The sequence below is a fragment of the Streptomyces sp. iso_384 genome, from assembly GCF_056172905.1.
Genome location: NZ_JBWBTT010000001.1, coordinates 6,610,676 through 6,636,042 on the forward strand (window position 1 = coordinate 6,610,676; position 25,367 = coordinate 6,636,042).

The following is a 25,367-nucleotide window of genomic DNA, read 5'->3' on the forward strand; positions in this document are numbered from 1 at the left end:
GCTCACAGCGGCAGGGTGCAGGGGGCAGCGGCGACCCCGCGTACCGACTCCCGGCTCACCGGGGCAGGGGGCAGGTGAGGGGAAGGACCCGTTCGGTGAGGCGGCCGGTGAGGAGGGCGTCGGTGACGACCGCCTCCGCCAGCCAGTCCGCCGCGGTCAGCCGGTCCACCAGCTCCGGCAGCTCGCCGGGGTCGACGGCGCACCAGGAGGCCAGGGCCTCCAGCTCGATGCCCCGGCCCTGGGCCCCCAGCCGGCCGTCGGCGTCGATCCCGGTGGCCAGGGCCAGGGCGAGCAGCCGTACCTCGGCCTCGGTCTTGGCCTTGCGGAGCTTCTTCTCGCCGACGACTCTCTGGGCCCATCCGCTGAGCCTGGGCCGCATCTTCTTGCCGAACGTGAACGGGCCCGGGTCGCTGTCGTCGGGCGTCAGCGACGGCACGCTGATCCGGGTGGGGCACTCGGGGCGGGAGGCGATCAGTTCCTCCACGGTCCCGGCGATGCTCAGCCAGCCGCTCTCCACCAGCTGCCCCACCAGCTGCTCGGGCTCGCGCAGGGGCAGCCCCTTGAGGTCCTGCCCGACGAGGTTGCCGACCCCGGACTGCGCGGTGCGCAGCGTCAGCATCACCACCAGGAGGCGTGCGTCCGGACCCGGCAGGGGGGCGTGGTCGGCCACCTGCGCGAGGACGGCCCGTGCGTGGTCCCACTGCGCGGACGCGTTCAGCAGCCGTGCCACGACCGGCCCTTCACCGTCCGGAGCCTGGCCGATGCGATGCAGATGCTGACGGCGGACGGTGGCGGCGGCCTGCTCGGCCCGTTGGGCGTCGAGACGCAGTGCCGTCTCGCCGGTGGCCTCGGCCCAGGCGAAGAAGGCCTTCGCCTTACGGGCGTGGAGGTCGGCGAGCACCGCCAGGTCGGGTTCGGCGCGCTGCTGGTAGGCGCGGAAGAGTTCACCGAGTTCGGTGAGCTCGTCCCGCAGGGCGATGGGCCGCAGCTCGTGCGGGACGAAGCGCTGAGCGATCCGCCCCCGCCGGCCGCGCTGCCGCGTCGGCCGGGCGGTCCTGGCGGTCCTGGCGGTCCTGGCGGTCCTGGGAGCCGGCACCGGGTACGAGGCGGTGGCCCCGGAGGCGGTGTGCGAGAAGTGCGGGCCGACGGAGGAAACGGGTGGCACGGGTGCGGCGGCCGAGGCCGGTGCGGCGCCGTCGGCCCGGAAGGCGTCGCCCGCGGCCGGCCGGCCGGGGACCGGGGCGGTGGCGACGACCTTCGCGGTCGGGTGGGCGGCCGCGCAGCGCGAGCAGCACTCCATGACCCGCCACCAGCGCCCTTCCCGGTCCGTGACGACCGCCAGGACGATCGCGCCCCCGCACCGCCAGGGGGCGGGGCGCTCACGTGGTCCGGCGGGCCGGATGTGCGTGTGGCACTCCTCGGCCCGGCAGGCGCAGTACGCCGTGGGGCGGGGAGCCGGGCCGGCGCGCAGATGCGCCTTGAGGTGCTCGACCGCCGCCGTACGGCCTACGGCGGCGGAGGGCAGCACCTGCGCGGCGCAGGCCGGCCGACTGCACGAGACACGTACGTCCGCCCGCCCGCGACCGACGGGATCCAGCCGCACCGTCCAGGTGCGCCCCGCCACCCGTTCGTTCGTCGCCTGGGCCTCCACACCCATCACACCTTCCTCGCCGCACCCGCATGAACCCACAACGCAAACGACGGTCGGCCGTTCGGGTGACGGGCACGGAGGGCATGTGGCTGATTTGCTTCCATGTCCTGGTGGCAGGGGCGGGAGCGGCCAGGAGGCAGGAGGCAGGAGGCAGGAGGCAGGAGGCAGGAGGCAGGAGGCAGGAGGCAGGAGGATGGTCAGTGCTCGCAGAGGGAGAACTCCCGCTCGTAGAGCTGCTCGTTGTGCTCGTCGACGAAGAACTTGCGTTCGTGCATCAGCTGTTCGCGGTACTTCTTGGCCTGTTCGAGCGTCATGGTCGAGGTGTCGGACCAGGGTTGCTGCGGTGGCACATCGGATGTCGAGACGATCTTTTCCGACGGATCGACCAGGAAGAACGCGAGAATCTTGCGGTGTCCGGGGCGAGTGGGATCCGCGAGCCGGAACGAGCCGACGCGATGCTGCAGGATGTTCGGGAACGCCAGGCAGCGGCCGGCCGGGGTCGCTGCCGATCCCAGCGTCTGGTTCAGGGCGTCTTCGTCCTCCAGGCCGTAGACCTCACGCAGACCGTTGTCGTCGTTCTGTTCGTAGCGCGGGTAGTCGAGCGCCGCCCGGAAGCTCAGCCGGCTTTCGGTGATGTTCTCGCTCTCCCAGTAGTAGATGCCGGTCGAGACGATCCGCTCGTTCAGCATTCCCTCGACATGCCAGGAGCCGCCGTCGTATGCGGGCTTCTCCGGGGTGAGGTGAATGGTGGCGAGCTTGACGATGACCTGGAGGCGGCGGCCGCGCAGGTCGACCCGGGCGGAATCGTCGGGCAACGCGGGCGGGGTGTAGTCCGGGGCGTCCGGAATGACCGGACTGCGGTTGACCCACCAGTCGTCCTGGGCCGTCTCCCACGCGCCGAGAGCTTCCTCGTAGGCCTCGTCATCGCTGAAGGAGGACCTGTCCGGACACTCCGGCTCCGAGTCGCCGTACCACCCGAAGGGGTCGGCCTCGATCCGGAGGGACCGCGGGTGGCGCAGATCGGTGAGTACGTTCTCCAGCAGAGGACGCACCCGTGCGAACAATTCCGGAAGCACGGCGGCCAGTTCGCAATGCTTCTCGGGGTGGACGTTGTTGACGTACGAGCGGAAGGCGATATCGCCCTCGGTGCTGACGTCGACGTCCGTGGGCAGCCACTGGAACTTCTCGGAGAACTCGTACGCGGTGTAGCGGTCCGTCGGGTTCCGCCAAGCCCGCTCGGGTGCGCCGCTCGCCTCCCGTACCAGGCAGAAGAGGGAGGGGTGGACCAGATCCAGCACCTGGTTGCCGGATCCCGGATGCCAGTCCCGCTCCGCTTCGGGAACCTCCTCCAGAACCCGGACCGCAGTGCGCAGCCGGGATCCGAGCTCGTCGTCGATCAGCGTGTCCGACTGCCACACCCCGTCGACGGCGGACACCTCCGCACCGGTCCGCTCGTCCCGTAGCGCGGCGTAGTGCACGAGTTCGGCGAGAACGTAACGAACCTGCGCCTCGGTGAGCCCTTGGGCTATCGCTTCCTGCGTCCACCTGGCGACGATGTCGGCATCATGCATCTTGTCGAACCATCCCGGCTTCGCCCGGATGTGCGCGCTGCACCGCATCATCTGGAGTTCCCGCAGCGTTCGGGGGGTCGCGAACGAAACGGAACGGGAAACCTGGAAGGGCAGCGGAAAAGCGGACAGGCTGGTCAATTCTCTGGGTCTTCCCGGTCGGCGTGTGGTGGCGGGAAGAATACGACAGCGGACTGACAGCACACCCGCCGTCGCTGAGGGAGCGACGACGGGTGCGGATGCGGGTGCGCGTATGGGTACGGGTGCGCTGACCGGTGCGTGGAGAAGGAGTCAGGACCCCTCTCCGCGCGGGAAGGACACCTCCACGCGACGGTTCTTCTTCCGGCCTTCTTCGTTGCTGTTGCTGGCGATCGGGTACTGCTCGCCGTAGCCCCGGATCTCGTACGTGATCGTGGGGCCGAGTTGCTTCGACAGGACCCCGTGCACGGCGTCGGCGCGCTGCTTGGACAGGACGTCGCCGTGGGCCGAGGAGCCGAGGTTGTCGGTGAAGCCGAAGACGCGGACCTTGGTCGCGTTCTGCTTCTTGATCTCCTCGGCGATGGCGGCGATACGGGCGTTGGCCGCCGAGCTGAGCTTCGCGCTGTCCTTGCCGAAGAGGACTTCGGCCTGGAGCGCGAACTTGATGTCGGCGTTGCTGTCCTCGCGGCGTTCCTCGCCGCCGAGGTCTTCGACCACCTGGACGATGTCGAGGACCTTCGACGGGCCGAGGGTGCCGCCGTCGGGCATCCTCAGGTCGGGATCATTGGGGTCCACCTGCACGGGTGGGACCGACTGAGCCTCGGTTCCCGGGGGAACGCTGGGGCCGTCATCGGCGAGGGCGGGCGTAGCCCCGAACAACGTGAGGCTCGCAACGACCAGGACCGAGGCGGCCGACAGACCTGCTGGCCTCATTCGGGTGCGTGTGTGCGTCATGTCGGCCGTCACCCGGAGATCTTCACCGACGTGGTCGCGAACGTCGGCAGCGTGAAGTCGACCTCTGTCGTCGTCTCCGGCGGTGCCGGGAACTGCATGAACACGGATGTGGTCTTCCCGGCCAGCAGGGGCGGAATACCGGTCGTGCACAGGCAACGATTCTCGGTGTCACGCAGGATGTAGTAGCGCTTCTTGCCGACCTTGTCGACAAGAGTCGCACCGGCGACCGAGTTGGGGTTCTTCGCCAGCAGCGCCGTCTCCGTGCCTGCCCACGCAGTGGTGTTCTTCGACTGCGTGCCCTCATTCTTGATCGACGCCTGAAGCGTGATAAATCCGCCGGAGTCTCGCTTCGCCTGGTGAATGGTCATCACCAGTCCATCGCCGCGGATCTCCGCCAGCTTGGCATTCGGGTCCACGTTCTCACCGGCAGCCGTGTCCGGCTGCTGCTCGCCCTTCTCCTCGGTGGGCGGGCTGGCGGGCTCGGAGGGCTTCGCCGAGTTCTCGCCGCCCTGCTTGGCCTCATCGCTGCCGCCGTCGTCACCGCAGCCGGTGAGAGCCAGGCCGAAGACGGCTGTCAAGGCGGCAACCGCCAGAGCCCTTCTGCCCGTCGTGGTGTGCCGAATGCTCATGATCCGATTCCTCTACTCATCGTTCGCTGTCACTGGTCGACCAACCGCACATCAAAGAGGGTCCTGCTCACGCTCTCCCACGGTGGAGGGCTGCCCGGTGCGATCTCGAGAACCTTGCCGTTTCGGCACGTGAAGATGAAGAGGTCCTGGACTCCGTCACTGTTGAAGTCCACAGCCTTCGGATTGGGGCAGCGGAACTCGATGAGTGCGGTTGCCTTGGCCTTGGCGAACTTGCTCCGGGATCCCGGAATCACTGACGAGTCCACCGGGTTACGACCTGTGACCCCTACGGTGATGCGGTCACGCAGGTATCCGTAGGCCGGAGTGCAGAGCGTCATGTCGGCCTCATTGGCGTCGGCCAGCCGTTCCGCCTCGGAGCAGGGCGGAACGAAAGGCGCGCGGAGGAAGAGGTCCAGAGTGTTGCCGGGAAGCGAGGCGTAGAAACCCGTCCCGAAGTCGCCACGTGCTTTCTGCGCGGCGGCGAGTGCGGCGGCGTCGGCCGCCCCTTGAGAACCGTTGCGCAATGCCGAAGCTTTACCGACAGCGAAGAAGGCCAACGCGAGGAAGAGCAGGCCCGCCACCATCATGATGTAGATGGGGAAGGCCTGCCCTCCGTCGTTGCGGGAACGACCGATCATCACTGAGCCGTGATGGAATCCACCAGTCCGCTGATGCGCGCCGAGATCGCGCCGCCGATGCCGGTCGCCACGATCGCGCCGATGATCGCCACGACCACCAGAATGATGCCCAGGTACTCGAACGCCGTCTGCCCCCGGTCCTTCGCCGCGTAGCGCTTCTGGATGCTGCTGACGGCGGTGTTGGCCCAGCCGTTGACGCGGACGGCGGTCTTCAGGGTGATGTCCGACATGGTGTTCCCCTCCTGGTTCGGCCGACCGGTTGCCGGCCGACTCGCACGTTGCTGCGGTGTCGCCCTCGATACCGGCTTCCTCCCGGCCGGTGCCGTTGGCGACGTGAGAAACATAGGGGGGAATCATCGCTCGCCCAGAGGGCCCGTGGGCCCATTCCCGGGCCCAAAAGGTTTTCTGGGCCCTCTCGTTGCGCGATCGCTCGGTCATGGCTGCCGCCCGGGGTTCCGGGGCGCGGTGCCGAGCCAGTGGGCGATGGCCTCACTGCGCGTGGCGCTGTGGAGCTTCGTGAAGATGCGGTTGATGTGGTTCTTGACCGTCTTCTCACTGATGAAGCAGGTGGCGGCGATCTGCTGATTGCTCATCCCGGACGCAATCAGGTCCATGACCTCCACCTCCCGCGAACTCAGCCTGTACTGCTGCCTGTTGGGGGCGGGTGCCGACCCCCCGGACACAGAAGACTGTCCCACAGAAGGTTGCAGTTGCGAAAGACTTTCCGAGTTTTCGAGGGGGTGTGGCGGTACGTGCGCGGGCACGGGCGGCGTCGTCAGCGCAGAGCCCAGACCCTCGGGCAGGGGGCCCCGCTGCGGAGCCGTCCCCTGGCGCATGTGGGCCAGCAGGGCGTCCGCCGCCGTGGCGGTGAAGTGGGCGCGGCCGTCCTTCGTGTCGCGTACCGCCTGGACCAGTTGGTCCGCCGTGAACTCGCCGTGCACCAGGTAGCCGCCCGCGCCGAGGCGCAGTGCCTCGTGGACGATCTCGCTCTCGCGGCTGTACGTCAGCATCAGTACGGGCGCGAGGCCGACCAGGTGCGGCAGGGCCGAGATGCCGTCCACGCCGGGCATCCGGACGTCGAGCAGGACCACGTCGGGGCGGTGCTGGTGCGTCTTCTCGTAGGCCTCACGGCCGTCCGCCGCCTCTGCCACGACTTCGATGTCGGCCCGGCCCGAGAGCAGTACGCCCAGGCCCGCCCGGACCACCGGGTTGTCGTCCGCGACCACCACCCGGAGCCGGGCCGGTGCGGGGGCCGTGGGTGCGGGCGGGAACGGGGACGCGGCGGTCTCGCCGAACGGCGGGTACGACGTCGGCGCGGCCGGGGGCTGGATCGCAGTGTGCTGGGGTCCCGGGTGTCCGGCAGGTCCGGGGGTCCGGGTGAGCGGGGTGTGCGGTGACGGGTACTGAGGGGCTGGGTGGTGAGCCGCCGCCCCGTAGCGGTTCGCCGCGGGGGAGACATCGTCCGGCATGCTGCGACCTCCTCTCATGGTCGGGGTTACGGGTGGGGGGTCGTGACGTTCTCAGGTGCAGGTGCAGGTGCAGGGGTCAGCGGCGAGTACGAAGGCGCCGGCGACGGCGAGGACGCGGGCTCAGTTGACTGCGCGGGCACGGCAGTCGGCGCGGCGTTCCCCTCGGCGGCCATGGCCGTCAGCGCCGCCAGCGGCAGCTCCACCCGCACCTCCGTGCCCTTCTCCGCCTTCCCCCGGCCGATCCGGATGCGGGCGCCGATGGAGGCGGCCCGCTCCACCATGCCGACCAGGCCGAAGTGGCCGGCCCGGCGGAGGGTGTCGAGCGTCGTGCCGGGGGGCAGGCCGCGCCCGTCGTCGTACACGCTGACGCGGAGCTTGTCGCCCTTCACGCCCGCGAGGACGATCAGATACGTCGGGCCCGCGTGGCGGTTCGCGTTCTCCATGGCCTCCGAGGCGACGGTGAGGAGCTGACGGGCCACCGCCTGCGGGACCGGCGGCACCGGGATCTCCTCGGACAGGCGGCGGAAGGTGGCCGTGACCGGGTGGCGGGCGGTGAAGTCCTGCGCCTGGGCTGCCAGTTCCGCGACCAGGTCGACGCCGCCCTCCAGGCCCTGTTCCCGGCGGAGGTCGCTGAGCAGTTCCCGGGACTCAGCCGCGGCCCGGCGGGCGGCGCGGGCGACCAGGTCCGCCTGGAGTTTCACGGTGGGCGGGTCCATCCGGTCCGCCGAGCACGCCAGCCCGTCGGCGGCCAGCGCGAGCCCGTGCAGGGTCTTGGCGACCGAGTCGTGCATCTCGCGGGCCAGACGGGTGCGCTCGCCCTCCACCGCCTCGGTCACCGCCAGCCGCGCCCGGGTCTCGGTGAGCGCCTGGGTCGCCGTGCCGAAGCGCAGGAGCAGATTGCGCAGGGTGACGCCGACCGCCCCGGCGATCACGCAGAAGCCGGGCAGGAGGAGCCCCGTCGCCCCGCCCGCCTCCAGCTTCGGGACGCTGGCGTACACGCCGAAGACGATGACCACCTGGAGGGCCGCGAAGACCGCCGCGCCGCGCCAGCCCTGGATCAGGCCGGCCAGCAGCGGAGTACAGACGGTGACGTACGCGAGGGTCGACTCGGGGGTCGCCGTGATCAGCAGCAGGGCACCGAAGAACACGTCGACGGCCAGCAGCCAGGGGTGACGCAGCAGCACCGGGCCGAACCGCTCCCAGTCGCGGAACAGGACGTACGAGCCCATGAAGGTGACCAGGATCGCCGAGCCGATGAACCAGGTGGGCAGGCCGGGCGCGGTGTGACTGATGGCGTACGGGGTCGCTATCGCGATCATCGCCAGGCGGAAGCCGAAGACCTGGCGGCACATCGCCTGGAGCGCGTTGACCTGGATGGCGAAGGCCGGGCGGGCCGGGGTCACGGTGTGCGCGCGGGTCAGGTCCGCGGTCAGTCCGGGCTGCACGCCGCTGAGCTGGTATGCCATGTTCCTGTCACCTCCGTCTCGTGTCCCGCAAGCCCCCGCGTCCTCCTTCGTTCCCCTCGTCCCCATCACGGCCGTCGTTCATGTCATCCGCCCGTGAGGAACGCGAAGTCGACGTCGGCTCCGTACACGAATCCGACGGTGAGAAGAACGAGCGTGCCCGGAAGGAGGAACGAAGTCACCGCGAACGTGGCCTTCGGGACCGCCTTGGCCGCCTTGCGGCGGGCGTTCTGGGCGTCGGTGCGGCGCATGTCGTTGGCGATCTGGATGAGCGTCTCGACGATCGGAGCGCCCAGCTCCTCGCCCTGCTGGAGCGTGGTGACGAACATGGCGACCTGCTCGGAGTCGTTGCGCCTGCGCAGCTCGTCGAAGGCCTGGCGGCGGCTGACGCCCATGTCCATCTGCCGCAGGGTGATGCGCAGTTCGTCGGACCAGGGGCCCTCGTACTTCTCCGCGACCCGGTCCAGCGCCTGCCGGAAGCCGAGCCCGGCGGAGACGACGACGGCCAGGACGTCGAGGAAGTCCGGCAGGGTGCGTTCGATGTGCTCGCGGCGGACCCGGATGGCCGACCAGATCCCGGCCTCCACCCAGAACAGGCCGAACGCGACCATCAGGAGCGCGAGGAACAGCTGACCGCGCAGCAGCATGGAGAACGCGCCCAGGAGGCCCAGCGCACCGTAGACCGCGCGGCGGGCCGCGTAACGGTCGATGGTGAGGCCGCCGGGGTTGCCCGCCAGGTCGATCTGGCGGCGCTTCTTGTTGACGGCCTTGGGGCCCATCATCCGCAGGACCGCGGGGGCCCAGCGGATGCCGAGCCGGTCGATGCCGGAGCCGACCGCGCTGGTGCGGGAGGAGCCGGATTCCAGGGCCACGGCGAGGTCGCCGGGGAGTTTGGCGTCGGCCCGGTACATCCGGATGCCGTGGATGGCCCCGTAGACGGCGAGGCCGACGACCAGGGCTAGCAAGAGGTCCATGGCGGTTCTTCTCCCAGCTCGTCAGACGTCGATACGGGACAGGCGCCGGATGACCACGAAGCCGATGGCGTACAGCACGATGGCCACGACCACCGCCGCCTGGCCGATGAACGCCCCCGTCATCCGGTCCAGCGCACCCGGCATCACCGCGTTCATCAGCAGCATCGCGCCGACGCCGAAGATGGGTACGGCGTACGCGGTGACGGTGACCTGGGAGAGCTGCGTCTTGACCTCGCGGCGGGTCTCCTTGCGCTCCTCCAGCGTCTCGGTGAGGTTGCGCAGCGAGCTGACGACCGTACCGCCGGCCCGGTTGGAGAGCACCAACGTCGTGACCAGGACCACCAGTTCGCGGGAGGGCAGCCGGTCCGTCAGTTCGCTGAGCGCGTCCTCCAGAGGTTCTCCGACGGCCAAGCGCCGTGCCACCCGGGCCAGTTCCTCCCCCGCCGGATCCTCCAGTTCCTCCGCCGCCATCGACAGCGAGGTGCGCAGGGCCAGGCCCGCCTGGGTGGCGTTGGCGAGGATGCGGGAGAGCTCGGGGAGCTGGTTGATGAAGCGTTCCGTGCGCTTGACCCGCTGCCAGTTGAGGAACGCGTTGGTGCCCCAGAGGCCGATCAGCGCGGCGACCGGGCCGAAGAACGCCGCGAGCATGGAGGAGGCGATCATCCAGAGCCCCGCTGTCGCGACGAGCGCGTAGACGAAGAACTCGCCGGGCGTGATGTCCATGCCGGTCGCGGCGAGCTTCAGCTCCAGCTTGCGGCCCAGCGAGGTGGCGCGCAGGCGGCGGTCCAGGCCCTTGAAGCGGCGGGGGCGACCCGTCTCGGGTATCTGGCCGACGTGGGAGAGCCGCTCGACGAGGGCGTCGCGGTCGGCTTTGCCGCCTGAGTAGGCGTACAGGCCCATCACGCCGAGCACGCAGCACAGCAGCGTGACGCCGATGGTGACCAGGGGGAGGTTGACGTTGTCCATGGCTCGGTACCTAGTTCGCCTCTCGGGTGGCGAGCTGTTCGGCGGACTGGGCGACGCCGAACGCCTGCGGGATGGGCTGGCTGGCCAGGTAGAGGCGCTCGGCGAGCCTCCGGGGCAGCGGGAGGTACTGGAAGTCGCCGTGGATCCGGCCGTCCGCCGACATCGGCCGGGCGTTGAAGCGGGCGACCGTGACGATGCGGTACGGGTCGCGGCCGTGGCTGTCCAGCACGGCGATCTCGGTGATCTTCCTGGCTCCGTCGGCGTGCCGGGTGAGCTGGACGATCACATCGACGGCGCTGTTGATCTGGTCGTGCAGCGCCTCGAACGGGATCTCGACCTCCGACATCGAGGCGAGGGTCTGGAGCCTCATCAGCGCGTCCTCGGCGCTGTTGGCGTGCACGGTGGCCAGCGAGCCGTCGTGACCGGTGGACATCGCCTGGAGCATGTCGAGCGACTCGCCGCCTCGGACCTCACCCACGACGATCCGGTCGGGGCGCATACGCAGCGAGTTGCGGACCAGGTCGCGGATGGTGATCTGGCCCTTGCCCTCGACGTTGGCCGGGCGGGACTCCAGCCGGATCACATGGCTCTGCTGGAGCTGGAGTTCGGCGGAGTCCTCGATGGTGACGATGCGCTCGGCGTTCGGGATCAGTCCGGAGAGCGCGTTGAGGAGGGTCGTCTTGCCGGTGCCGGTGGCGCCCGAGACGATGATGTTGAGCTTGGCCTGGACGAGGCCGGCGAGCAGCACCAGCATCTGTTCGTCCAGCGAGCCGAAGCCGATCATCTCCTGGAGCGTGAAGGAGCGCGGGAAGCGGCGGATGGTGAGCGTCGCGCCGGTCAGCGACAGCGGCGGGATGATCACGTTGACACGTTCACCGCTGGGCAGGCGGGCGTCGACCATCGGGTTGGACTCGTCGACGCGGCGGTTGACGGTCGACACGATCCGCTCGATGGTCTGCATCAGCTGCTCGTGGGAGCCGAAGCGCATCGGGAGCTGTTCGACCCGGCCGTTGCGCTCGACGAAGATCTGGTCGGGGCCGTTGACCATGATCTCGGTGATGGACGCGTCCTCCAGGAGCGGTTCCAGGATGCCGAGGCCGAGCGCCTCGTCCACGACGCGGCGGATCAGCTGCGAGCGCTCCACGGTGGACAGGACCGGGCCCTCGCGGCTGATGATGTGGCCGAGGACGCGTTCCAGCCGGGCCCGCCGGTCGGCGGCGGCCAGCGAGGACATCTCCGCGAGGTCGATCTCCTCCAGCAGCTTGGCCCGGTAGGTGGCCACCAGGTGGCCGTCCTCCCGTGCCCCGCCCTGCTCCTCCGGAGCGGTCATGCGTGCCCGCAGGCTCATCTGCGTAACTCTCCTCGTCGGTCGTCGGGGTCGGGGGCGTGGTCCTGGGCGGGGCGGGTCAGAAGCCGAAGCGGGAGTTCTCGTTGGGCATGGTCGTGCGGCGCTCGGCCCACCAGCCCTTCAGACCCGGCACCACGGAGGGCACCTTGACCCGGACCGTGACCGTGACGTCCTGGCCGCCGCTCTTGCGGTAGCGGAACCCGCCGTCCTCCACCCAGTCGCTCACGGCGTCGCGGGCGTTGCTCTCGCCGCTGCCCCGGGCGTCCACGCTGGCTTCCGTACGGGCTCCGGCGCGGGCGGCCGTGCCCGCCTGGTTGGCGGCGTACGCGGCCAGGCCCAGCTGGATGGCCGCCATCGCGACGAGGAGCAGCAGGGGGAGGAAGCCGAGGTACTCCATGGCGACCTGGCCCCGGTCGGTGCTCGCACGTGCGGAACGGGTGTGCTCGCTGTTCGGATGTGTCGTCACCATGACTGCGTCTCCATCGGCGAACCGGCCGTGCCCTTGATCTCCGTGTCGAGGTCGAACAGGCCCGGCACCAGCACCGGGACCTTCAGCGTCACCGTGGCCTCGTACAGGCTGCTGCCGTCCCGGCAGGTGACGACGGCGCTCTCCGCCCAGGCGTCGGGCAGGTCCTTCCGTGCGCCCTCATCGCACGCCAGCCTGGGTGCGAACTCCGCCCCGCTGCCCTTGCGCGCTCCCACGTCCGCCGCGTTGCCCGCGAGGCTGAAGGTGTAGCCGATCAGGGCGCACTCCCAGAGCACGAGCATGATCAGGATGATGAAGGGGGTCATGCCCAGGAACTCGACGGCCGTCTGGCCGCGGTCCCGGTCCCCGCGCTCACGTAGGGCGGTGATCCGCCCCCGTATGCCGCTGTGTGCCGTCCTTGTGGTGGTCATCGCTCAACGTGTCCCCTCGGAGTCTCCGGGGCCCGGGCCGGAGCCGTCGCGCCGGCGGCGCGGGCGTCCGATCGAGCCCCGGTCGTTCTTCGGAGCGCCGCTGTTCCGTTTGACCAGGGCGCTGCCGCTCTTCTTCGCCGTCGTGCTCTCCTTGACGATGCCCAGCTCACCGGCCAGGCCCCAGAGCGCCTGCTTGACCGTGCTCTTGGCGTCCAGTTCGTGCAGGCGACCGGAGTCGATGGACGCCTGGAGCTCCTTGAAGTTGGCGGGGATCGCCGCCGAGGCGACCCGGGTGCCGGTGATCTTCTGGATCAGCGGCGGCTGGATCTCGGTGTTGCGGGTGAAGCGGTTGACGAGGGTGACGGTCTCCTCGGCCTTGCGGATCTGGAGCCGTTCCCACATCCGTACGATGCGTTTCGCACCGCGCACCGCGACCACGTCGGGGGTCGTGACCAGCAGGGCCACGTCCGCCATCTCGATGGCCGCCGCGTTGGCCCCGTTCATCTGGCCGCCGCAGTCGATGACGACGATCTCGTAGCGGGTGCGGAGCGCGCTGACGATCTGGCGGGCCGAGCGGTCGCTGACCTCCTCGCCGCGCTCGCCCTCGCCGGGGGCGAGCAGCAGGGCGAGGCCGGTGGAGTGGGAGAACACCGCGTCGGACAGCACCCGGGGCGATATGTCGGTGATCAGGGCGAGGTCGACGAGGGAGCGGCGGAACTGGACGTCGAGGAACGAGGCGATGTCCCCGGTCTGGAGGTCCATGTCCACCAGCGCCACCGTGTTGCCGGACGCCTGGGCGGCCAGCGCGAGTTGGATGGCGGTGACGGTCGCGCCGACGCCGCCCTTGGCGCCGGTGACCGTGACCACCGTGCCGCCGGGGCCGGTGAAGACGTCGTTGCCGGAGGTGAGGTGGCGGCGTACGCCGGCGGACCACTGGGCGGCCGCCTGGACGCGGTTGGCCAGTTCCTCGTAGCTCAGCGGCAGGGTGACCAGGCCGCGAGCGCCGGAGTCCATCGCGTCGGCGAAGAGGTTCGGGCTGGCGTCCGCGGTGATCATGACGACGCCGACCGAGGGGAACCGCAGCGACACCTCCCGGATCAACTCCAGGGCCGGTACCGGGCCGATCCTCTCGTGCACCAGCACCACCTCCGGCAGTTCGTCGAGCGCCTCGCCCGCGAGGCGGGCCAGGGTGTCGATGAGCTGGGTGGAATCGCCCACGGGGGTGGCCGGTTCGGCGTCGGGCAGCTGGCTGAGCAGGGTGGTGACGGAGCGGGCCGCGTCGAGATCGCCGACGGCCGGGAGGATTCTGGTGGTCATCCGATCCTCACTTGTCCTTGTCGAGCGTGTAGGTCCGGTCGCCGGGACGGATGGTGCCGTCGCTGCCCGGGGCGACGAGCGCGAGGCGCACGTGCTCCGCGAACGACTCGGCGTAGGCGACGCGCTGCGTGTCCAGCGTGTTCAGGGCGAAGGTGATCGGCACGGCCTCGGTCGCCCGGCTGCCCCGGTCGTCCGCGCTCGGGTCCAGGGCGGTGAGTTCGCCGACGTCCAGCACCTTGGCGTTGGCGACGATGACCTTGGACTGGGCGGAGTCGCCCTGCTGCTCGCCGGCGAACGTGGCGTAGATGTTGACCGTCGCGCCCGGTGTGATCTTGCCCGCGACGCCGGTGGAGGCGTCGATCATGATGGCGATCTCCTGCTCACCGGCGCGGAGTTCGGGCTTGCGGACCATCATGTCCGACTGGAGGAGCGAGCCTTCGCGGAGTTCGGTGACCGCGATCTTCGACTCGACCTCCCGCAGGTCGGTCACGGCGTTCTCCGAGAGCCAGCGTTTGGGCATCTTGATCTTCTCGAACTGGCCGCTGTTCAGGGCGGTGTACGGAGCCACGTCGGTCTTCAGCTGGTACGCCGTCACCTCGGGTCCGACCTTCGAGTTGACGTCACTGATCACCGAGAGCACGCCGGCGAAGGCCGCGAAGGCACACAGGACCGACAGGAGCAGGAGTATCACGCCGCGGCGCTGGCGGGAGTTCATGGTCCGGACAACCTCGTTCGAATCGGATGCGTGGGACGGACAGCGGACAGAAGGGTCGGTGGAGCAGTGCGACACCGGAGCGGTGCGGCCGTGCGGTGGGGCGGTTACGCGCTTACATGTGTGGCGGCGCGGTGCCGTGGAGGAGACGGCCCGCGGGCGGGAGCGGTGGCGCTGAACGGTGTACGTGCGCGGAAGCCGGGGCGAGTACGGGGACGGGTGGAACGGAGGCGGTCGCGGCAGGGGAGGAGCGGGGTGGAGCGGGTGGCCTAGGGGCCCGGCGAAACGTCGGACCCATGATGGAGGACACCGGCGGGAAGCGTGCGGTTCTCCGGAGCCGCGAGTGGTGCGGAACAGAATGCGCAGCGGTCGCCGATGAGTTCCATGGCGCACCAGTGACACTTTTCCCGGCGTACGGAGGAAACCAGCTGGTAGAGCACGGAGAGGTCCGGGAGGTGGGCCGCGAACTCCACCAGCTTTCCCGTCCCCCACCAGCGCGGTGAGTCGGCCGGGACCGTGGTGTCGTGAATGGCCTGGACCTTCCAGGCGGGCGCGAGGGTCTCCTGTACCCAGTCCGAGTGCAGATTCCCTTTGGCCACCAGAAGATGCGTACCGAAATCAGGTCCGGCCGGCGGTTCGACGGCCGGGCCCACCTTGATCAGCTGCGGCTCGGGGCCGGCGAGCACGGCGAACTGGGAACCGGGGACCCAGGACTTGGCGTGGCTCTTGAGGCTGACCGGGACCCGGTCGAGCCGGGCGACGGAGTTGAGGAGCGCGCCCGCGTAGATGTAGTGCGAGAGCAGCCGGGCGGCGGAGGCGACCACCCCTGGGCTGAAGTCGCAGATGGACAACTGTCGTAGCTGGCGCACCAGTACGGCCACGCCAAGGGGCGGGAGGTCCACCTTGACGAGGGCGATCCGGTCGCTCTCCAGCACCGAGCGGATGGAGTGCAGGCGGCGCTCGTGCTCGGGCCGGATGCCCGAGGGATAGAGGGCGATCACGTACCCGTGCTGTTCGAGCAGCAGGTGCATGTCGCCGATGGCCAGCTCCAGCACCTGGGCCTCGGGGGCCTGGAGCAGAGCGGCGGTCGGCGTCTGCTGGTCGGTGGGCGGCAGCACCAGGTCTGCGCTCGTCACTGCTATTGCGGTCGGCACGCTCTTCCCCGTTTCGGCTCCGGCCGACGTGGGGACGTCGGCCGCAATCGCTACCTGCTCCGTGCTCCTGCCCCAGCACTTTAGCCACGTCTCACCAGGCAGAGAACAGTTATCGGAGACCAGTACGCCACCATGCGAACACCGTTCCTATGAGGCCCGGGTACTAAACGGGATGAAATCGATTCCACCCAACTCACCTTTCACTGCGCAGCGTTACCGAATCCCGCGTCCTGTTGTCGATCATGTATCCATTCGTGCACGTCAACCCGCATTCCGGGGCGTCCGGCTGCCTTTTCGTAAGGGCGTTTCCGTGACCGTCCGAAGACCTCCCGCAAGATCACCCGTGCGAGGGTCGGCGTGCGGTCACGGGGTCGCTTCCGTTCCATGAATCCCCCGCCCGGCACCCCCGTACGGGGGTGCCGGAGCCCTCGCGCGACCACCTCGCCGACGGCCTTTCGCCGCCAGAGGTCTTGACAACTCGATTGGTCTGGACCAGCTTATGCGCCACGGCGGTGGCCACCGCCGTGGCGTCACGGATCCCCGCTCCGCCCACCCCCGTGCAGCCCGTGCGGCCCGGTGCCCGCCGTTCGTTCGCCCGTTCGCTCTCCCGTCCGTTCGTCCGTTCGTCCGCCCGGCACACCCGCACGATCCGCCAGCACCACCAACTCCCCCCGGAGGCACCAGTGGAACGCTCCGCAGGCAGCAGTCCCAGAAGAAGACGTCGCTCCCGGCCCGTGCTCAGCGGCACCCTGGCCGTCGTCGCGGCCGCCGCGCTGACCGTCACCGGACTCGTCAGCACCGCCCAGGCCGCCGACGTCAACAACGCCAAGAACGCGGGCTTCGAGTCGGGCCTCGCCAACTGGACCTGCTCCGGGGGCAGCGGCGTCGTCGTCTCCACGCCCGTGCACGGCGGTACGTCCGCGCTGAAGGCAACCCCGGCCGGCCAGGACAACGCCAGGTGTTCGCAGTCGGTCAAGGTGAAGCCCAACTCGACGTACGCGCTCAGCTCCTGGGTGCAGGGCAGCTACGCCTACCTCGGTGTGAGCGGCACCGGAACCACCGACGTCTCCACCTGGACACCGGGCTCCACCGCCTGGACCAAGCTCTCCACCAGCTTCACGACCGGCGCGAACACCACCTCGGTGACCGTCTACACCCACGGCTGGTACGGGCAGGCCGCCTACTTCGCCGACGACTTCGAGGTGACCGGACCCGACGGCGGGGGCGGCGAGGATCCCGGACCGGTCATCCCGGCGGCCCCCGGCGGCCTCGCGGCGGGCGCCACGACCACGTCCTCCGTCGCCCTGTCCTGGAACGCCGTCTCCGGCGCCACCGGATACACCGTGTACCGCGACGGCACGAAGGCCACCACCTCCACCGGCACCTCGGCGACCGTCACGGGCCTGTCCGCCGACACCGCGTACCAGTTCTCCGTGAGCGCCACCAACGCGGCCGGCGAGTCGGTCAAGTCGGCCGCCATCAGCGCCCGTACGGCCAAGGAGGGCACGGGCCCCGGCCCCGGGCCCGCCGTGCCGAAGCACGCGGTGACCGGTTACTGGCAGAACTTCAACAACGGCGCGGCCGTCCAGAGGCTCAGCGACGTCCCGGCCGACTACGACATCATCGCGGTCTCCTTCGCGGACGCCACGCCGACCCAGGGCGCGGTCACCTTCAACCTGGACACCGCCGGGCTGAACGGCTACACCGAGGCGCAGTTCCGCTCCGACATCAAGGCCAAGCAGGCGGCCGGCAAGAACGTCATCATCTCGATCGGCGGCGAGCTGGGCACGGTCCGGGTCGACAACGACGCCTCCGCCACCGCGTTCGCCAACTCGGTGTACGCGCTGATGCAGGACTACGGCTTCAACGGGGTCGACATCGACCTGGAGAACGGTCTCAACGCCACCTACATGACGAAGGCACTGCGCCAGCTGTCGGCGAAGGCGGGCAGCGGCCTGGTCATCACGATGGCCCCGCAGACGATCGACATGCAGTCGACGTCGGGCGAGTACTTCAAGACGGCGCTCAACGTCAAGGACATCCTGACCGTCGTCAACATGCAGTACTACAACAGCGGTTCGATGCTCGGATGCGACGGCAAGGTCTACTCGCAGGGCTCGGTGGACTTCCTCACCGCGCTCGCCTGCATCCAGCTGGAGGGTGGCCTCGACCCGTCCCAGGTCGGCATCGGCGTCCCCGCCTCCACCCGGGGTGCGGGCAGCGGCTATGTCGCCCCGTCGATCGTGAACGCGGCGCTGGACTGCCTGACCAAGGGCACCAACTGCGGTTCGTTCAAGCCGTCGAAGACCTACCCGTCGCTGCGCGGCGCGATGACCTGGTCGACGAACTGGGACGCGACGGCCGGGTTCGCCTGGTCGAAGGCGGTCGGCCCGCACGTCCGCAGCCTGCCGTAACCCGTAGCGCGTAACGCCTGCGCACCCACCCGAACCCTGCAGCGCCGCCGCTCCCCCGGCGGCGCTGCGGCGTTTGTGGAAGCCTCGCTCACCAGGGCAGTTCGCGCACCTGCTGGACGCACAGCACGACGAACAGCAGACCGGCCAGGGCGAGCATCCCGTTGCTGATGGACCCGTTGCGCCATTCCCTCGGCGTACGGGAGGAGTTGAGCAGCCAGATCAGCGTGAGGGCGAGGAACGGCATGAAGAACGCGCCGAGCACCCCGTACGCGATGACCAGGCCGAAGGGCTCGTCCAGCCAGAGCAGGGTCATCGGCGGGAAGGTCAGCCACAGGAGGTAGGCGCGGAAGGGCAGCGAGCGCTGCTGGCGGTCGGTGACGGCGGGACCGGACTCCTCCTCGCGCGCGGCAGCCGGGGCCCGGAACCGCTCCACGAAGTCGGCGAACATCAGGCTCACGCCGTGCCAGACGCCGATCAGCGACGAGAACGACGTGGCGAAGAAGCCCACCAGGAAGAGCTTGGCGGTGCCCGCGCCGAAGCGGTCCTCCAGCACCTTGCCCAGGTCGATCAGCCCACGGTCGCCGGAGGTGAGGGCGACCTGCGAGGCGTGCAACAGCTCTGCGCCGACGATGAGCATCGCCACGACGAAGACGCCGGTGGTGATGTAGGCGACCCGGTTGTCGAGCCGCATCACCTTCATCCAGGAGGAGTTGCCCCAGCCCTTGGCGTTGACCCAGTACCCGTAGGCGGCCATGGTGATCGTGCCGCCGACGCCGCCGATCAGCCCGAGGGTGTAGAGGAGCGAGCCGTCCGGGAGCGCGGGCAGCAGCCCGGCGAACGACGCCCCGACGTCCGGCACGACGCGGGCGGCCACGTACACGACCACCACGAACATGATGCCGATCAGGACCGTCATGACCTTCTCGAAGACGGCGTACCGGTTGAACCAGACGAAGCCCAGCCCGATCAGCCCGGTGACGATCGCCCAGAACTTCAGCCCAGGCCCGTCGGGGAACAGCGCCACGATGGGCAGGGCGCTGGAGGACATGGCCGTCGCCCCGTAGATGAAGCCCCAGATCACGACGTAGACCGCGAAGTAGACCGTGGTCCAGGGACCCAGGCTGCGCCAGCCGTCGAAGAGCGTGCGGCCGGTCGCCAGATGCCAGCGGCCCGCCGCCTCGGCGAGCGAGATCTTGACGGCGCAGCCGATCACCGCCGCCCACATCAGGGTGTATCCGAACTTGCTGCCCGCGATGAGCGTCGCGACCAGATCGCCGGCCCCGACCCCGGTCGCCGCGACGACGATGCCGGGGCCGATGTACTTCCAGCTGGACTTACGTGGTCGGGAGGCCGGCTCCCCTGTCCCTGTGGTTGCGCTTGTCTCCGCCATGCCGATCAAGGAAGCGCAATCGGCGGGGCCGCACAAGGGGGCGTGCAGGGGCCGGGCGGGCCGGGGCCTGCCACAAGGTGGCCTCAGGTGGCCCGAGGTGCCCTTGGTCCAGCACCCAGTCCACCCCTCCGCGCTCTGGTGAGGCAGCTAGGGCAGCTCGACACCCAGGTGATCCTCTGGTGGCTCGCGGACTCCGGCGAGCTCTCCGACCAGGCCAAAGAGCTCCTGGACACAGAGCCGTCGGTACACCTCAGCGCGGTCTCCGCGTGGGAGATCGCCGTCAAGCAGTCCCTGGGGAAGCTGGACGGCCCGGACGACCTGCCGGAGCGCGTGCGCGACAGCCAGTTCACGACGCTGCCGATCACCGCGGGGCATGGGGTGCGGGCAGGCACGCCGCCTCCTCTGCACCGTGATCCCTTCGACCGGATACTGGTCGCCCAGGCTCAGATCGAGGGGATGACCATCATCACCCGGGACAAGTGGATCCAGCAGTACGACGTCTCCGTCATGGCCGCCTGAGCGGGGCGGCGGGAGCACAGGGCATATCGCGCGGGGCGGCGTAACGTGTGTCGCGGGGCCCAGCGGCCGGCAGCGAGCGGCGGTTACGGGGACGGAGAGGGCGCCACGGGGGCGGAGCGGGCGCGGTTCCGTCCGGCGGCGCGCTGCGGGCTTCCGAAGGAGGTGCGCCATGTCTCACACGATCCGGCGGACTGCGGATCCGGCCCGGCAGGAGGAATTCGCCGGCCGGATGACGGAGGTGCTCAACGATGCCTGCCTGGGGTACCTGTGCAGCGTCGGTCACCGGACACGGCTGTTCGACGTGATGGCGCGGTTGCCGCCGTCGACCAGCGAGGAGATCGCCCGGGCCGCCGGGCTGAACGAGCGCTATGTACGCGAGTGGCTCGGCGGGGTGACCGTGGGCGGGATCGTCGGGTACGACCCGGCGGACGGGACGTACCGGCTGCCGCCCGAGCACGCGGCATCGCTGTGCCGCGCCGCCGGGCCCGACAACCTCGCCTCCTTCCTCCAGGACCTCGCCCTGATCGGGCTGGTCGAGGACGAGGTGGTCACGGCGTTCCGGGACGGGGGCGGGGTGCCCTACTCCTCGTACCCGAAGTTCCAGGAGCTCCAGGCCGAGGAGACGGCGCGGGTGTACGACGCGGCGCTGGTCGACGCGATCATTCCGCTGGTGCCCGGCCTGCCGGAGCGGCTCGACTCAGGTGACGGTCTGGACGTGCTCGACGTCGGTACGGGGCAGGGGCACGCGGTCAGTCTGCTGGCGCGGGCGTTCCCGGCAAGCCGGTTCACCGGGGTGGACGTGTCGGAGGGCGGTATCGCCTCGGCCCGGGCCGAGGCGGCGCGACTGGGCCTGCGGAACGCGCACTTCGAGCTGGCGGACGCGGCCGCGGTGACCGGTTCGTACGACCTGATCACCGCCTTCGACGTGATCCACGACCTGGCCCGTCCGGCGGAGACCCTGGCGGCCGTGGCCGGCGCGCTGCGGGACGACGGGGTGTTCCTGATGGGAGACATCGCGGCCTCCAGCAAGCTGGAGGAGAACCTGGACCTCCCGCTGGGCCCCACGCTCTACGCCTTCTCGGTCTTCTACTGCATGACGACCTCGCTGAGCGAGGGCGGGGCGGGCCTGGGGACGGTGTGGGGCAGGCAGACCGCGCTGCGGATGCTGAAGGAGGCGGGCTTCGGGGAGGTGGCCGTGCGCGAGGTGGAGGGCGACATCCTGAACGTGTACTACGTGGCCCGTAAGGGGAGTTGAGGGCAGGGACCGGGCGCTCCAGGGCGGCGCGCGGCACCTGGTCCAACGCGGTGGGCGGGCTCGGCGCGGTCCACGCCGAGGCCGCCCCGTACCGCTAGATCACGAGGCTGAGCAGCGCCGCGACCACGAAGCCCGCGACCGAGAGCACCGTCTCCAGGACCGTCCAGGACTTCAACGTGTCGCGCTCGCTGATGCCGAAGTACTTCGACACCATCCAGAAGCCGCCGTCGTTCACGTGCGAGGCGAAGATCGAGCCGGCCGAGATCGCCATGATGATCAGCGCGAGGTGGGCCTGGGAGAGGTCCTGGCCCTCGACCAGCGGGACCACGATCCCGGCCGTGGTGACGATCGCGACGGTGGCCGAGCCCTGGGCGACGCGCAGGACGACCGAGATCAGCCAGGCGAGCAGGATGACCGGCAGGCCGACGTCGTTGAAGGTGTCGGCGAGCGCGTCCGCGATGCCGCTGCCCTTGAGGACCGCGCCGAAGATGCCGCCCGCGCCGACCACCAGCAGGATGTTGCCGACCGGCTTGAGTGAGGACGTCGAGACGGACTCCAGGGACTTGCGGGACCAGCCGCGCCGGATGCCCAGCAGGTAGTACGCGAGGAACAGGGCGATCGTCAGGGCGACGAACGGGTTGCCGAAGAACTCGATCACCGAGCGCAGGGTGGAGGGATCCAGGGCGATCGAGGAGAACGTCGCGGCGAGGATCAGGATGAGCGGGGTGCCGATGATCGCGAGAACCGTGGCGAGCGGGACCGGCTTCTCGTGCGGGGTGACCCCGGCGGCGCGCTGTTCGGCGGCGACGGCGGCCTTGGCCTCCTCGGCGGCCTCCACCATGTCCTGCGGTACGTCGACGAAGATCCGCTTGCCGATCCAGGCGGCGTACACCCAGGCGGCGACGACGGACGGGATGCCGACGACGATGCCCATCAGGATGACCCAGCCGAGCGACACGTTGAAGAGTCCGGCGGCGGCCACCGGTCCCGGGTGCGGCGGCAGGAACGCGTGGGTCATCGACAGGCCCGCCAGCAGCGGCATCGCGTAGAGCAGGATCGATTTGCCGGAGCGCTTGGCGGCGGCGTACACGATCGGCGCGAGGACGAAGATGCCGACGTCGAAGAAGACCGGGATACCGAAGACGAGGCCCGTCATCCCCATGGCCAGCGGGGCGCGCTTCTCGCCGAAGGCGTTCAGCAGCCGGGCGCTCAACACCTCGGCCCCGCCAGACACTTCGAGGATCGCGCCGAGCATCGTACCGAGCCCGATGATGATCGCGACGTGGCCGAGGATGCCGCCCATGCCGGACTCGATGACCGAGACGGCGGCGGATTTCTGCACGGTGCCGAAGAGTTCGGTGACCGAGAGCCCGGCGCCGAGGCCGACGGCTATGGAGACCGCGAGCAGGGCGACGAACGGCTGGAGCCTGACCTTGATGATCAGGAAGAGGAGGAGGGCGATGCCGAGGGCGGCGACGGTCAGCAGACCGGCGGTGCCGTCGATCAGGAGGAGCAGACCACCGGTGTGCGGTGGTGTCTCGGCCGGCGAGGGGGTTGCGGCGAGCAGCATGGGGACTCCGGTGGTGCTGGAGGGCAGGGGGGAGCGCGGCACGGCGCCCCCGGCGAGCGGGGCGCCGTGCCGTACGGCGTACTGCGGGAGTGGTTCTGCGTGCGGAGCAAAGGATTCAGAGGTGAGCGGACCGGACGGTCGGGGGAGCGAGGACCGTCAGCTGAGCACCGCGAGGGCGTCGATCTCGATGAGCAGGCCCTTGGGCAGGCCGACGTAGACCGTCGTCCGCGCCGAGGGGGCCTCCTTGAGGTTCTGCTCGGCGAAGTAGGTGTTGTAGATCTCGTTCATCTCCGCGAAGTGGTCCACGTCCGTGAGGTAGACGCGCATCATCATCACGTCGTCCCAGCTCGCTCCGCCTTCCTCCAGGATCGCCTTGACGTTGGCGAAGGTCTGGAGGGTCTGCTCGCGCAGGGTGGGGCCGGCCGGGGTCGGGGCCTGACCCTCCACGGCGGGGAGGAAGCCGACCTGGCCGGCGACCTGGAGGATGTTCCCCTTCTTCACACCGTGCGAGAACTTCGCGGGCGGCGTGGTGTGGGTGGAGGGGGTGAGGGCGGTCTTCTCGGTCATGGCTGATCAGGCTTTCTTGGGTCGGGTGGTGCCGGAGTACTCCCGGCTGATGGTCTCGGCGGTGCGCCGGACCAGCGGGAGCAGGGTGAGGAGTTCCTCTGCCGTGACGACCACATTGGGTGCGGACACCGACATGGCCGCGACGACCCGCCCGTCCGCGCCGCGGATGGGGGCGCCGATGCAGTTGATGGACTCCTCGTGGCCACCGAGGTCGGTGGCCCAGCCCTGTTCGCGCACGACGGCCAGCTCCTTGAGGAAGGCGGCGGCGTTGGGCGTCGAACGGGACGTGTACATGGGGTAGTCGAGCTTCTCGGCGATGACGCGCCGTTCGGGCTCGGTGAGGTCGGCGAGCAGCAGTTTGGCCACGGCCGCGACGGTGATCGCGACGGGCTTGCCGATCCGGGAGTACATCCGGACCGGGTAGCGGCTCTCGACCTTGTCGATGTAGAGGACTTCCTGCTCCTCGTACACGGCGAGGTGCACGGTGTGCCCGCACCGGTCGTTGAGCGCGACCAGGTGGGAGTGGGCGATCTCGCGTACGTCGAGGTTCTCGACGGCCTCCTGCGCCAGCGCGAAGAGCCGGGCGCCGAGGCGGTAGCGCTGGTCCTCCTGGCGGTAGACGAGGCCGTGCTCGTGGAGCGTGCGCAGCAGGCGCAGCGCCGTGGACTTGTGCACGCCGAGCCGCTCGGCGACCTGCCCGAGGTCGGCGGGTCCCTGGGCGAGCAGCGGAAGGATGCTCAGTGCCCGGTCGACGGTCTGACTCATGGCGTACGTACCTCCTCGGGGGCCCGGTCGGCTGCGGTCCAGCCGGGGCCGAGACGAAGTCTCCCCCAGGCGTCGTCGTCGAGGGCGGCGAGGCGGTCGGCGTGGTCGCGGGCGGGCGGGTCGGTGAGGTCGCCGGGGACGGTGAGAACGGCGGCGGCCATGAGGTGCCCGTGCCGCACACGGTCACGGACGGGCAGCCCGCGCAGGGTGGCGGAGAGAAACCCGGCGGCGAAGGCGTCCCCGGCTCCGACGGCGGCGACGACGTCGACACGGAGGGCGGGGACATGGGTGACGGTGTCGGCATCTTCAGCCCCAGCGCTTCCAGCCCCTCCGGCCTCCGTGGAGCGTGCGTCCGGGGCGTTCTCAGCCTCTCCGGCGTTCGAGGAGCGGGGTCCGGGGCGGCGCCCCGAGGCGAACACCGTCGCGCCCGCACTCCCCCGCTTCACCACCAGCACGGAAGGCTCCGGCACCGCCGCCCGGATCGCCTCCGCACCCGCGATCCCCCACGCTTCCTCCGCCTCGTCCTCCCCGACGAACACCAGGTCGGACCGGCGCGCCAGCTCCAGCAGCACGGAGGCGTCCGCGTCGCCACCCCGCCACAGATGCGGCCGGTGGTTCACGTCGAAGGACACCAGCGGCCGCCCGGACCGCGCAGCCGTCAACTCCCGCAGCAGCTCCAGGCAGTCGGCCGACAACGCCGCCGTGATCCCGGACAGATGCAGGATCCGCCCCGCGAACAGCTCCTCGTACGGCACGTTCGCCGGCGACATCGCGGACGCCGCCGACCCGGCCCGGTAGTACGCGACCTCGTGCGTGTCGGTCCCCCGGTCCGTGGCCGTACGGAAGTAGATGCCGGTGGGCCGGTCCGGATCCCGGCGGACCGCCGACGTGTCGACCCCGTACCCCGCGATCGTCTCGACCAGATGCTCGCCGAAGCCGTCCGCGCCCACCCGGCCGACCCAGGCCGCCCGGTGCCCGGCGGCGGCGAGCGCGCAGGCCACGTTGGACTCGGCTCCGCCGATCCCGCGCCCGAACGAGGGCACGTCGGCGAGGCGGCCGGGCTGCGAGGGCAGGAACGTCACCATGGACTCACCGAGACAGACGACATCGGTGGTCGTGGCGGCGCTGGCCGTCCCTGCTGCGGGTCCGGACACGGAGGGCTCCTCGC

At 70.0% G+C, this 25,367-nt stretch carries 24 protein-coding genes; 3 read left to right on the plus strand and 21 right to left on the minus strand.

Annotated features, from left to right (window positions below; all coding sequences use genetic code 11):
• Positions 1-55 precede the first annotated feature (55 nt).
• The 16 genes from AC0VY3_RS29525 to AC0VY3_RS29600 all read right to left on the minus strand — a co-directional run bounded on the left by AC0VY3_RS29525 (position 56) and on the right by AC0VY3_RS29600 (position 15,701).
• Positions 56-1,657: a hypothetical protein gene (locus AC0VY3_RS29525; protein ID WP_475550987.1), complete on the minus strand. Its 1,602-nt coding sequence runs from the start codon at positions 1,655-1,657 to the stop codon at positions 56-58.
• Positions 1,658-1,848: 191 nt separating this feature from the next.
• The gene (locus tag AC0VY3_RS29530) at positions 1,849-3,360 is read right to left on the minus strand and encodes a DUF4246 domain-containing protein (protein WP_475550988.1); all 1,512 of its coding nucleotides are present in this window, start codon (positions 3,358-3,360) and stop codon (positions 1,849-1,851) included.
• 150 nt (positions 3,361-3,510) lie between these two features.
• Positions 3,511-4,131, minus strand: coding sequence for an OmpA family protein (locus AC0VY3_RS29535; RefSeq protein WP_475550989.1), 621 nt, complete (start codon positions 4,129-4,131; stop codon positions 3,511-3,513).
• Between the two features lie 29 nt (positions 4,132-4,160).
• On the minus strand, positions 4,161-4,781 hold the full coding sequence (locus tag AC0VY3_RS29540) for a hypothetical protein (RefSeq protein ID WP_475550990.1): 621 nt from the start codon (positions 4,779-4,781) through the stop codon (positions 4,161-4,163).
• Positions 4,782-4,810: 29 nt separating this feature from the next.
• The gene (locus AC0VY3_RS29545) at positions 4,811-5,419 is read right to left on the minus strand and encodes a pilus assembly protein TadG-related protein (protein ID WP_103509968.1); all 609 of its coding nucleotides are present in this window, start codon (positions 5,417-5,419) and stop codon (positions 4,811-4,813) included.
• Positions 5,419-5,649, minus strand: a complete 231-nt coding sequence (locus AC0VY3_RS29550; protein ID WP_103509967.1) for a hypothetical protein — start codon at positions 5,647-5,649, stop codon at positions 5,419-5,421. Before AC0VY3_RS29550 ends, AC0VY3_RS29545 begins: the two co-directional genes overlap by 1 nt.
• 204 nt (positions 5,650-5,853) lie before the next feature.
• Positions 5,854-6,888 (minus strand): response regulator, encoded by a 1,035-nt coding sequence (locus tag AC0VY3_RS29555; RefSeq protein ID WP_475550991.1) that lies wholly within the window; start codon positions 6,886-6,888, stop codon positions 5,854-5,856.
• A 26-nt stretch (positions 6,889-6,914) separates the two neighbouring features.
• A complete protein-coding gene (locus AC0VY3_RS29560; protein ID WP_475550992.1) occupies positions 6,915-8,354 on the minus strand; it encodes a sensor histidine kinase in 1,440 nt (479 codons plus the stop codon).
• An 83-nt stretch (positions 8,355-8,437) separates the two neighbouring features.
• On the minus strand, positions 8,438-9,325 hold the full coding sequence (locus AC0VY3_RS29565) for a DUF5936 domain-containing protein (RefSeq protein WP_103509964.1): 888 nt from the start codon (positions 9,323-9,325) through the stop codon (positions 8,438-8,440).
• 21 nt (positions 9,326-9,346) lie between these two features.
• Positions 9,347-10,291 carry a type II secretion system F family protein gene (locus tag AC0VY3_RS29570; RefSeq protein WP_103509963.1) on the minus strand — a complete coding sequence of 315 codons (945 nt, stop codon included), beginning with the start codon at positions 10,289-10,291 and terminating at the stop codon, positions 9,347-9,349.
• 10 nt (positions 10,292-10,301) lie between these two features.
• Entirely contained in the window at positions 10,302-11,639 is a 1,338-nt protein-coding gene (locus tag AC0VY3_RS29575; RefSeq protein ID WP_103509962.1) for a TadA family conjugal transfer-associated ATPase, read from the minus strand.
• Positions 11,640-11,697: 58 nt separating this feature from the next.
• A complete protein-coding gene (locus tag AC0VY3_RS29580) occupies positions 11,698-12,108 on the minus strand; it encodes a TadE/TadG family type IV pilus assembly protein (RefSeq protein ID WP_181010924.1) in 411 nt (136 codons plus the stop codon).
• A complete protein-coding gene (locus tag AC0VY3_RS29585; RefSeq protein ID WP_103509961.1) occupies positions 12,102-12,536 on the minus strand; it encodes a TadE family protein in 435 nt (144 codons plus the stop codon). The genes AC0VY3_RS29580 and AC0VY3_RS29585 overlap by 7 nt, the downstream gene beginning before the upstream one ends.
• A 3-nt stretch (positions 12,537-12,539) precedes the next feature.
• Entirely contained in the window at positions 12,540-13,853 is a 1,314-nt protein-coding gene (locus AC0VY3_RS29590) for a CpaE/TadZ family protein (protein ID WP_103509960.1), read from the minus strand.
• 7 nt (positions 13,854-13,860) lie between these two features.
• Positions 13,861-14,568: a Flp pilus assembly protein CpaB gene (gene cpaB, locus AC0VY3_RS29595; protein ID WP_103509959.1), complete on the minus strand. Its 708-nt coding sequence runs from the start codon at positions 14,566-14,568 to the stop codon at positions 13,861-13,863.
• Positions 14,569-14,834: 266 nt separating this feature from the next.
• Positions 14,835-15,701 (minus strand): hypothetical protein, encoded by an 867-nt coding sequence (locus AC0VY3_RS29600; RefSeq protein ID WP_181010923.1) that lies wholly within the window; start codon positions 15,699-15,701, stop codon positions 14,835-14,837.
• Positions 15,702-16,402: 701 nt separating this feature from the next.
• Here AC0VY3_RS29600 and AC0VY3_RS29605 point away from each other — a divergent pair.
• Positions 16,403-18,133: a chitinase gene (locus AC0VY3_RS29605; protein ID WP_475550993.1), complete on the plus strand. Its 1,731-nt coding sequence runs from the start codon at positions 16,403-16,405 to the stop codon at positions 18,131-18,133.
• A gap of 88 nt (positions 18,134-18,221) precedes the next feature.
• On the opposite strand, the gene AC0VY3_RS29610 is transcribed toward AC0VY3_RS29605, so the two are convergent.
• Positions 18,222-19,523, minus strand: coding sequence for an Nramp family divalent metal transporter (locus tag AC0VY3_RS29610; RefSeq protein WP_242741347.1), 1,302 nt, complete (start codon positions 19,521-19,523; stop codon positions 18,222-18,224).
• Between the two features lie 138 nt (positions 19,524-19,661).
• Between AC0VY3_RS29610 and AC0VY3_RS29615 the strand changes: the two genes are divergently transcribed.
• Both AC0VY3_RS29615 and AC0VY3_RS29620 read left to right on the plus strand, forming a co-directional pair.
• On the plus strand, positions 19,662-20,042 hold the full coding sequence (locus AC0VY3_RS29615) for a type II toxin-antitoxin system VapC family toxin (RefSeq protein ID WP_475550994.1): 381 nt from the start codon (positions 19,662-19,664) through the stop codon (positions 20,040-20,042).
• A 169-nt stretch (positions 20,043-20,211) separates the two neighbouring features.
• Positions 20,212-21,297 (plus strand): class I SAM-dependent methyltransferase, encoded by a 1,086-nt coding sequence (locus AC0VY3_RS29620; RefSeq protein ID WP_103509955.1) that lies wholly within the window; start codon positions 20,212-20,214, stop codon positions 21,295-21,297.
• 94 nt (positions 21,298-21,391) lie between these two features.
• Here the strand turns inward: AC0VY3_RS29620 and AC0VY3_RS29625 are convergent, their stop codons facing one another.
• The 4 genes from AC0VY3_RS29625 to AC0VY3_RS29640 all read right to left on the minus strand — a co-directional run bounded on the left by AC0VY3_RS29625 (position 21,392) and on the right by AC0VY3_RS29640 (position 25,353).
• Entirely contained in the window at positions 21,392-22,867 is a 1,476-nt protein-coding gene (locus AC0VY3_RS29625) for a GntP family permease (protein ID WP_103509954.1), read from the minus strand.
• A gap of 156 nt (positions 22,868-23,023) precedes the next feature.
• The gene (locus AC0VY3_RS29630; protein WP_103509953.1) at positions 23,024-23,434 is read right to left on the minus strand and encodes a RidA family protein; all 411 of its coding nucleotides are present in this window, start codon (positions 23,432-23,434) and stop codon (positions 23,024-23,026) included.
• Positions 23,435-23,440: 6 nt separating this feature from the next.
• On the minus strand, positions 23,441-24,199 hold the full coding sequence (locus tag AC0VY3_RS29635) for an IclR family transcriptional regulator (protein ID WP_007460289.1): 759 nt from the start codon (positions 24,197-24,199) through the stop codon (positions 23,441-23,443).
• Positions 24,196-25,353, minus strand: coding sequence for a sugar kinase (locus tag AC0VY3_RS29640; protein WP_475550995.1), 1,158 nt, complete (start codon positions 25,351-25,353; stop codon positions 24,196-24,198). Before AC0VY3_RS29640 ends, AC0VY3_RS29635 begins: the two co-directional genes overlap by 4 nt.
• Positions 25,354-25,367: the final 14 nt, after the last annotated feature.

Excerpts from the sequence above, each read along its gene's own strand:
- AC0VY3_RS29625 (WP_103509954.1), bottom strand. The coding sequence starts at position 22,867 with ATGCTGCTCGCCGCAACCCCCTCGCCGGCCGAGACACCACCGCACACC.
- AC0VY3_RS29550 (WP_103509967.1), bottom strand. The coding sequence starts at position 5,649 with ATGTCGGACATCACCCTGAAGACCGCCGTCCGCGTCAACGGCTGGGCC.
- AC0VY3_RS29525 (WP_475550987.1), bottom strand. The coding sequence starts at position 1,657 with ATGGGTGTGGAGGCCCAGGCGACGAACGAACGGGTGGCGGGGCGCACC.
- AC0VY3_RS29535 (WP_475550989.1), bottom strand. The coding sequence starts at position 4,131 with ATGAGGCCAGCAGGTCTGTCGGCCGCCTCGGTCCTGGTCGTTGCGAGC.
- AC0VY3_RS29565 (WP_103509964.1), bottom strand. The coding sequence starts at position 9,325 with ATGGACCTCTTGCTAGCCCTGGTCGTCGGCCTCGCCGTCTACGGGGCC.
- AC0VY3_RS29620 (WP_103509955.1), top strand. The coding sequence starts at position 20,212 with ATGTCTCACACGATCCGGCGGACTGCGGATCCGGCCCGGCAGGAGGAA.
- AC0VY3_RS29635 (WP_007460289.1), bottom strand. The coding sequence starts at position 24,199 with ATGAGTCAGACCGTCGACCGGGCACTGAGCATCCTTCCGCTGCTCGCC.
- AC0VY3_RS29570 (WP_103509963.1), bottom strand. The coding sequence starts at position 10,291 with ATGGACAACGTCAACCTCCCCCTGGTCACCATCGGCGTCACGCTGCTG.
- AC0VY3_RS29540 (WP_475550990.1), bottom strand. The coding sequence starts at position 4,781 with ATGAGCATTCGGCACACCACGACGGGCAGAAGGGCTCTGGCGGTTGCC.
- AC0VY3_RS29555 (WP_475550991.1), bottom strand. The coding sequence starts at position 6,888 with ATGCCGGACGATGTCTCCCCCGCGGCGAACCGCTACGGGGCGGCGGCT.
- AC0VY3_RS29545 (WP_103509968.1), bottom strand. The coding sequence starts at position 5,419 with ATGATCGGTCGTTCCCGCAACGACGGAGGGCAGGCCTTCCCCATCTAC.
- AC0VY3_RS29560 (WP_475550992.1), bottom strand. The coding sequence starts at position 8,354 with ATGGCATACCAGCTCAGCGGCGTGCAGCCCGGACTGACCGCGGACCTG.
- AC0VY3_RS29630 (WP_103509953.1), bottom strand. The coding sequence starts at position 23,434 with ATGACCGAGAAGACCGCCCTCACCCCCTCCACCCACACCACGCCGCCC.
- AC0VY3_RS29585 (WP_103509961.1), bottom strand. The coding sequence starts at position 12,536 with ATGACCACCACAAGGACGGCACACAGCGGCATACGGGGGCGGATCACC.
- AC0VY3_RS29580 (WP_181010924.1), bottom strand. The coding sequence starts at position 12,108 with ATGGTGACGACACATCCGAACAGCGAGCACACCCGTTCCGCACGTGCG.
- AC0VY3_RS29575 (WP_103509962.1), bottom strand. The coding sequence starts at position 11,639 with ATGAGCCTGCGGGCACGCATGACCGCTCCGGAGGAGCAGGGCGGGGCA.
- AC0VY3_RS29610 (WP_242741347.1), bottom strand. The coding sequence starts at position 19,523 with ATGGCGGAGACAAGCGCAACCACAGGGACAGGGGAGCCGGCCTCCCGA.
- AC0VY3_RS29590 (WP_103509960.1), bottom strand. The coding sequence starts at position 13,853 with ATGACCACCAGAATCCTCCCGGCCGTCGGCGATCTCGACGCGGCCCGC.
- cpaB (WP_103509959.1), bottom strand. The coding sequence starts at position 14,568 with ATGAACTCCCGCCAGCGCCGCGGCGTGATACTCCTGCTCCTGTCGGTC.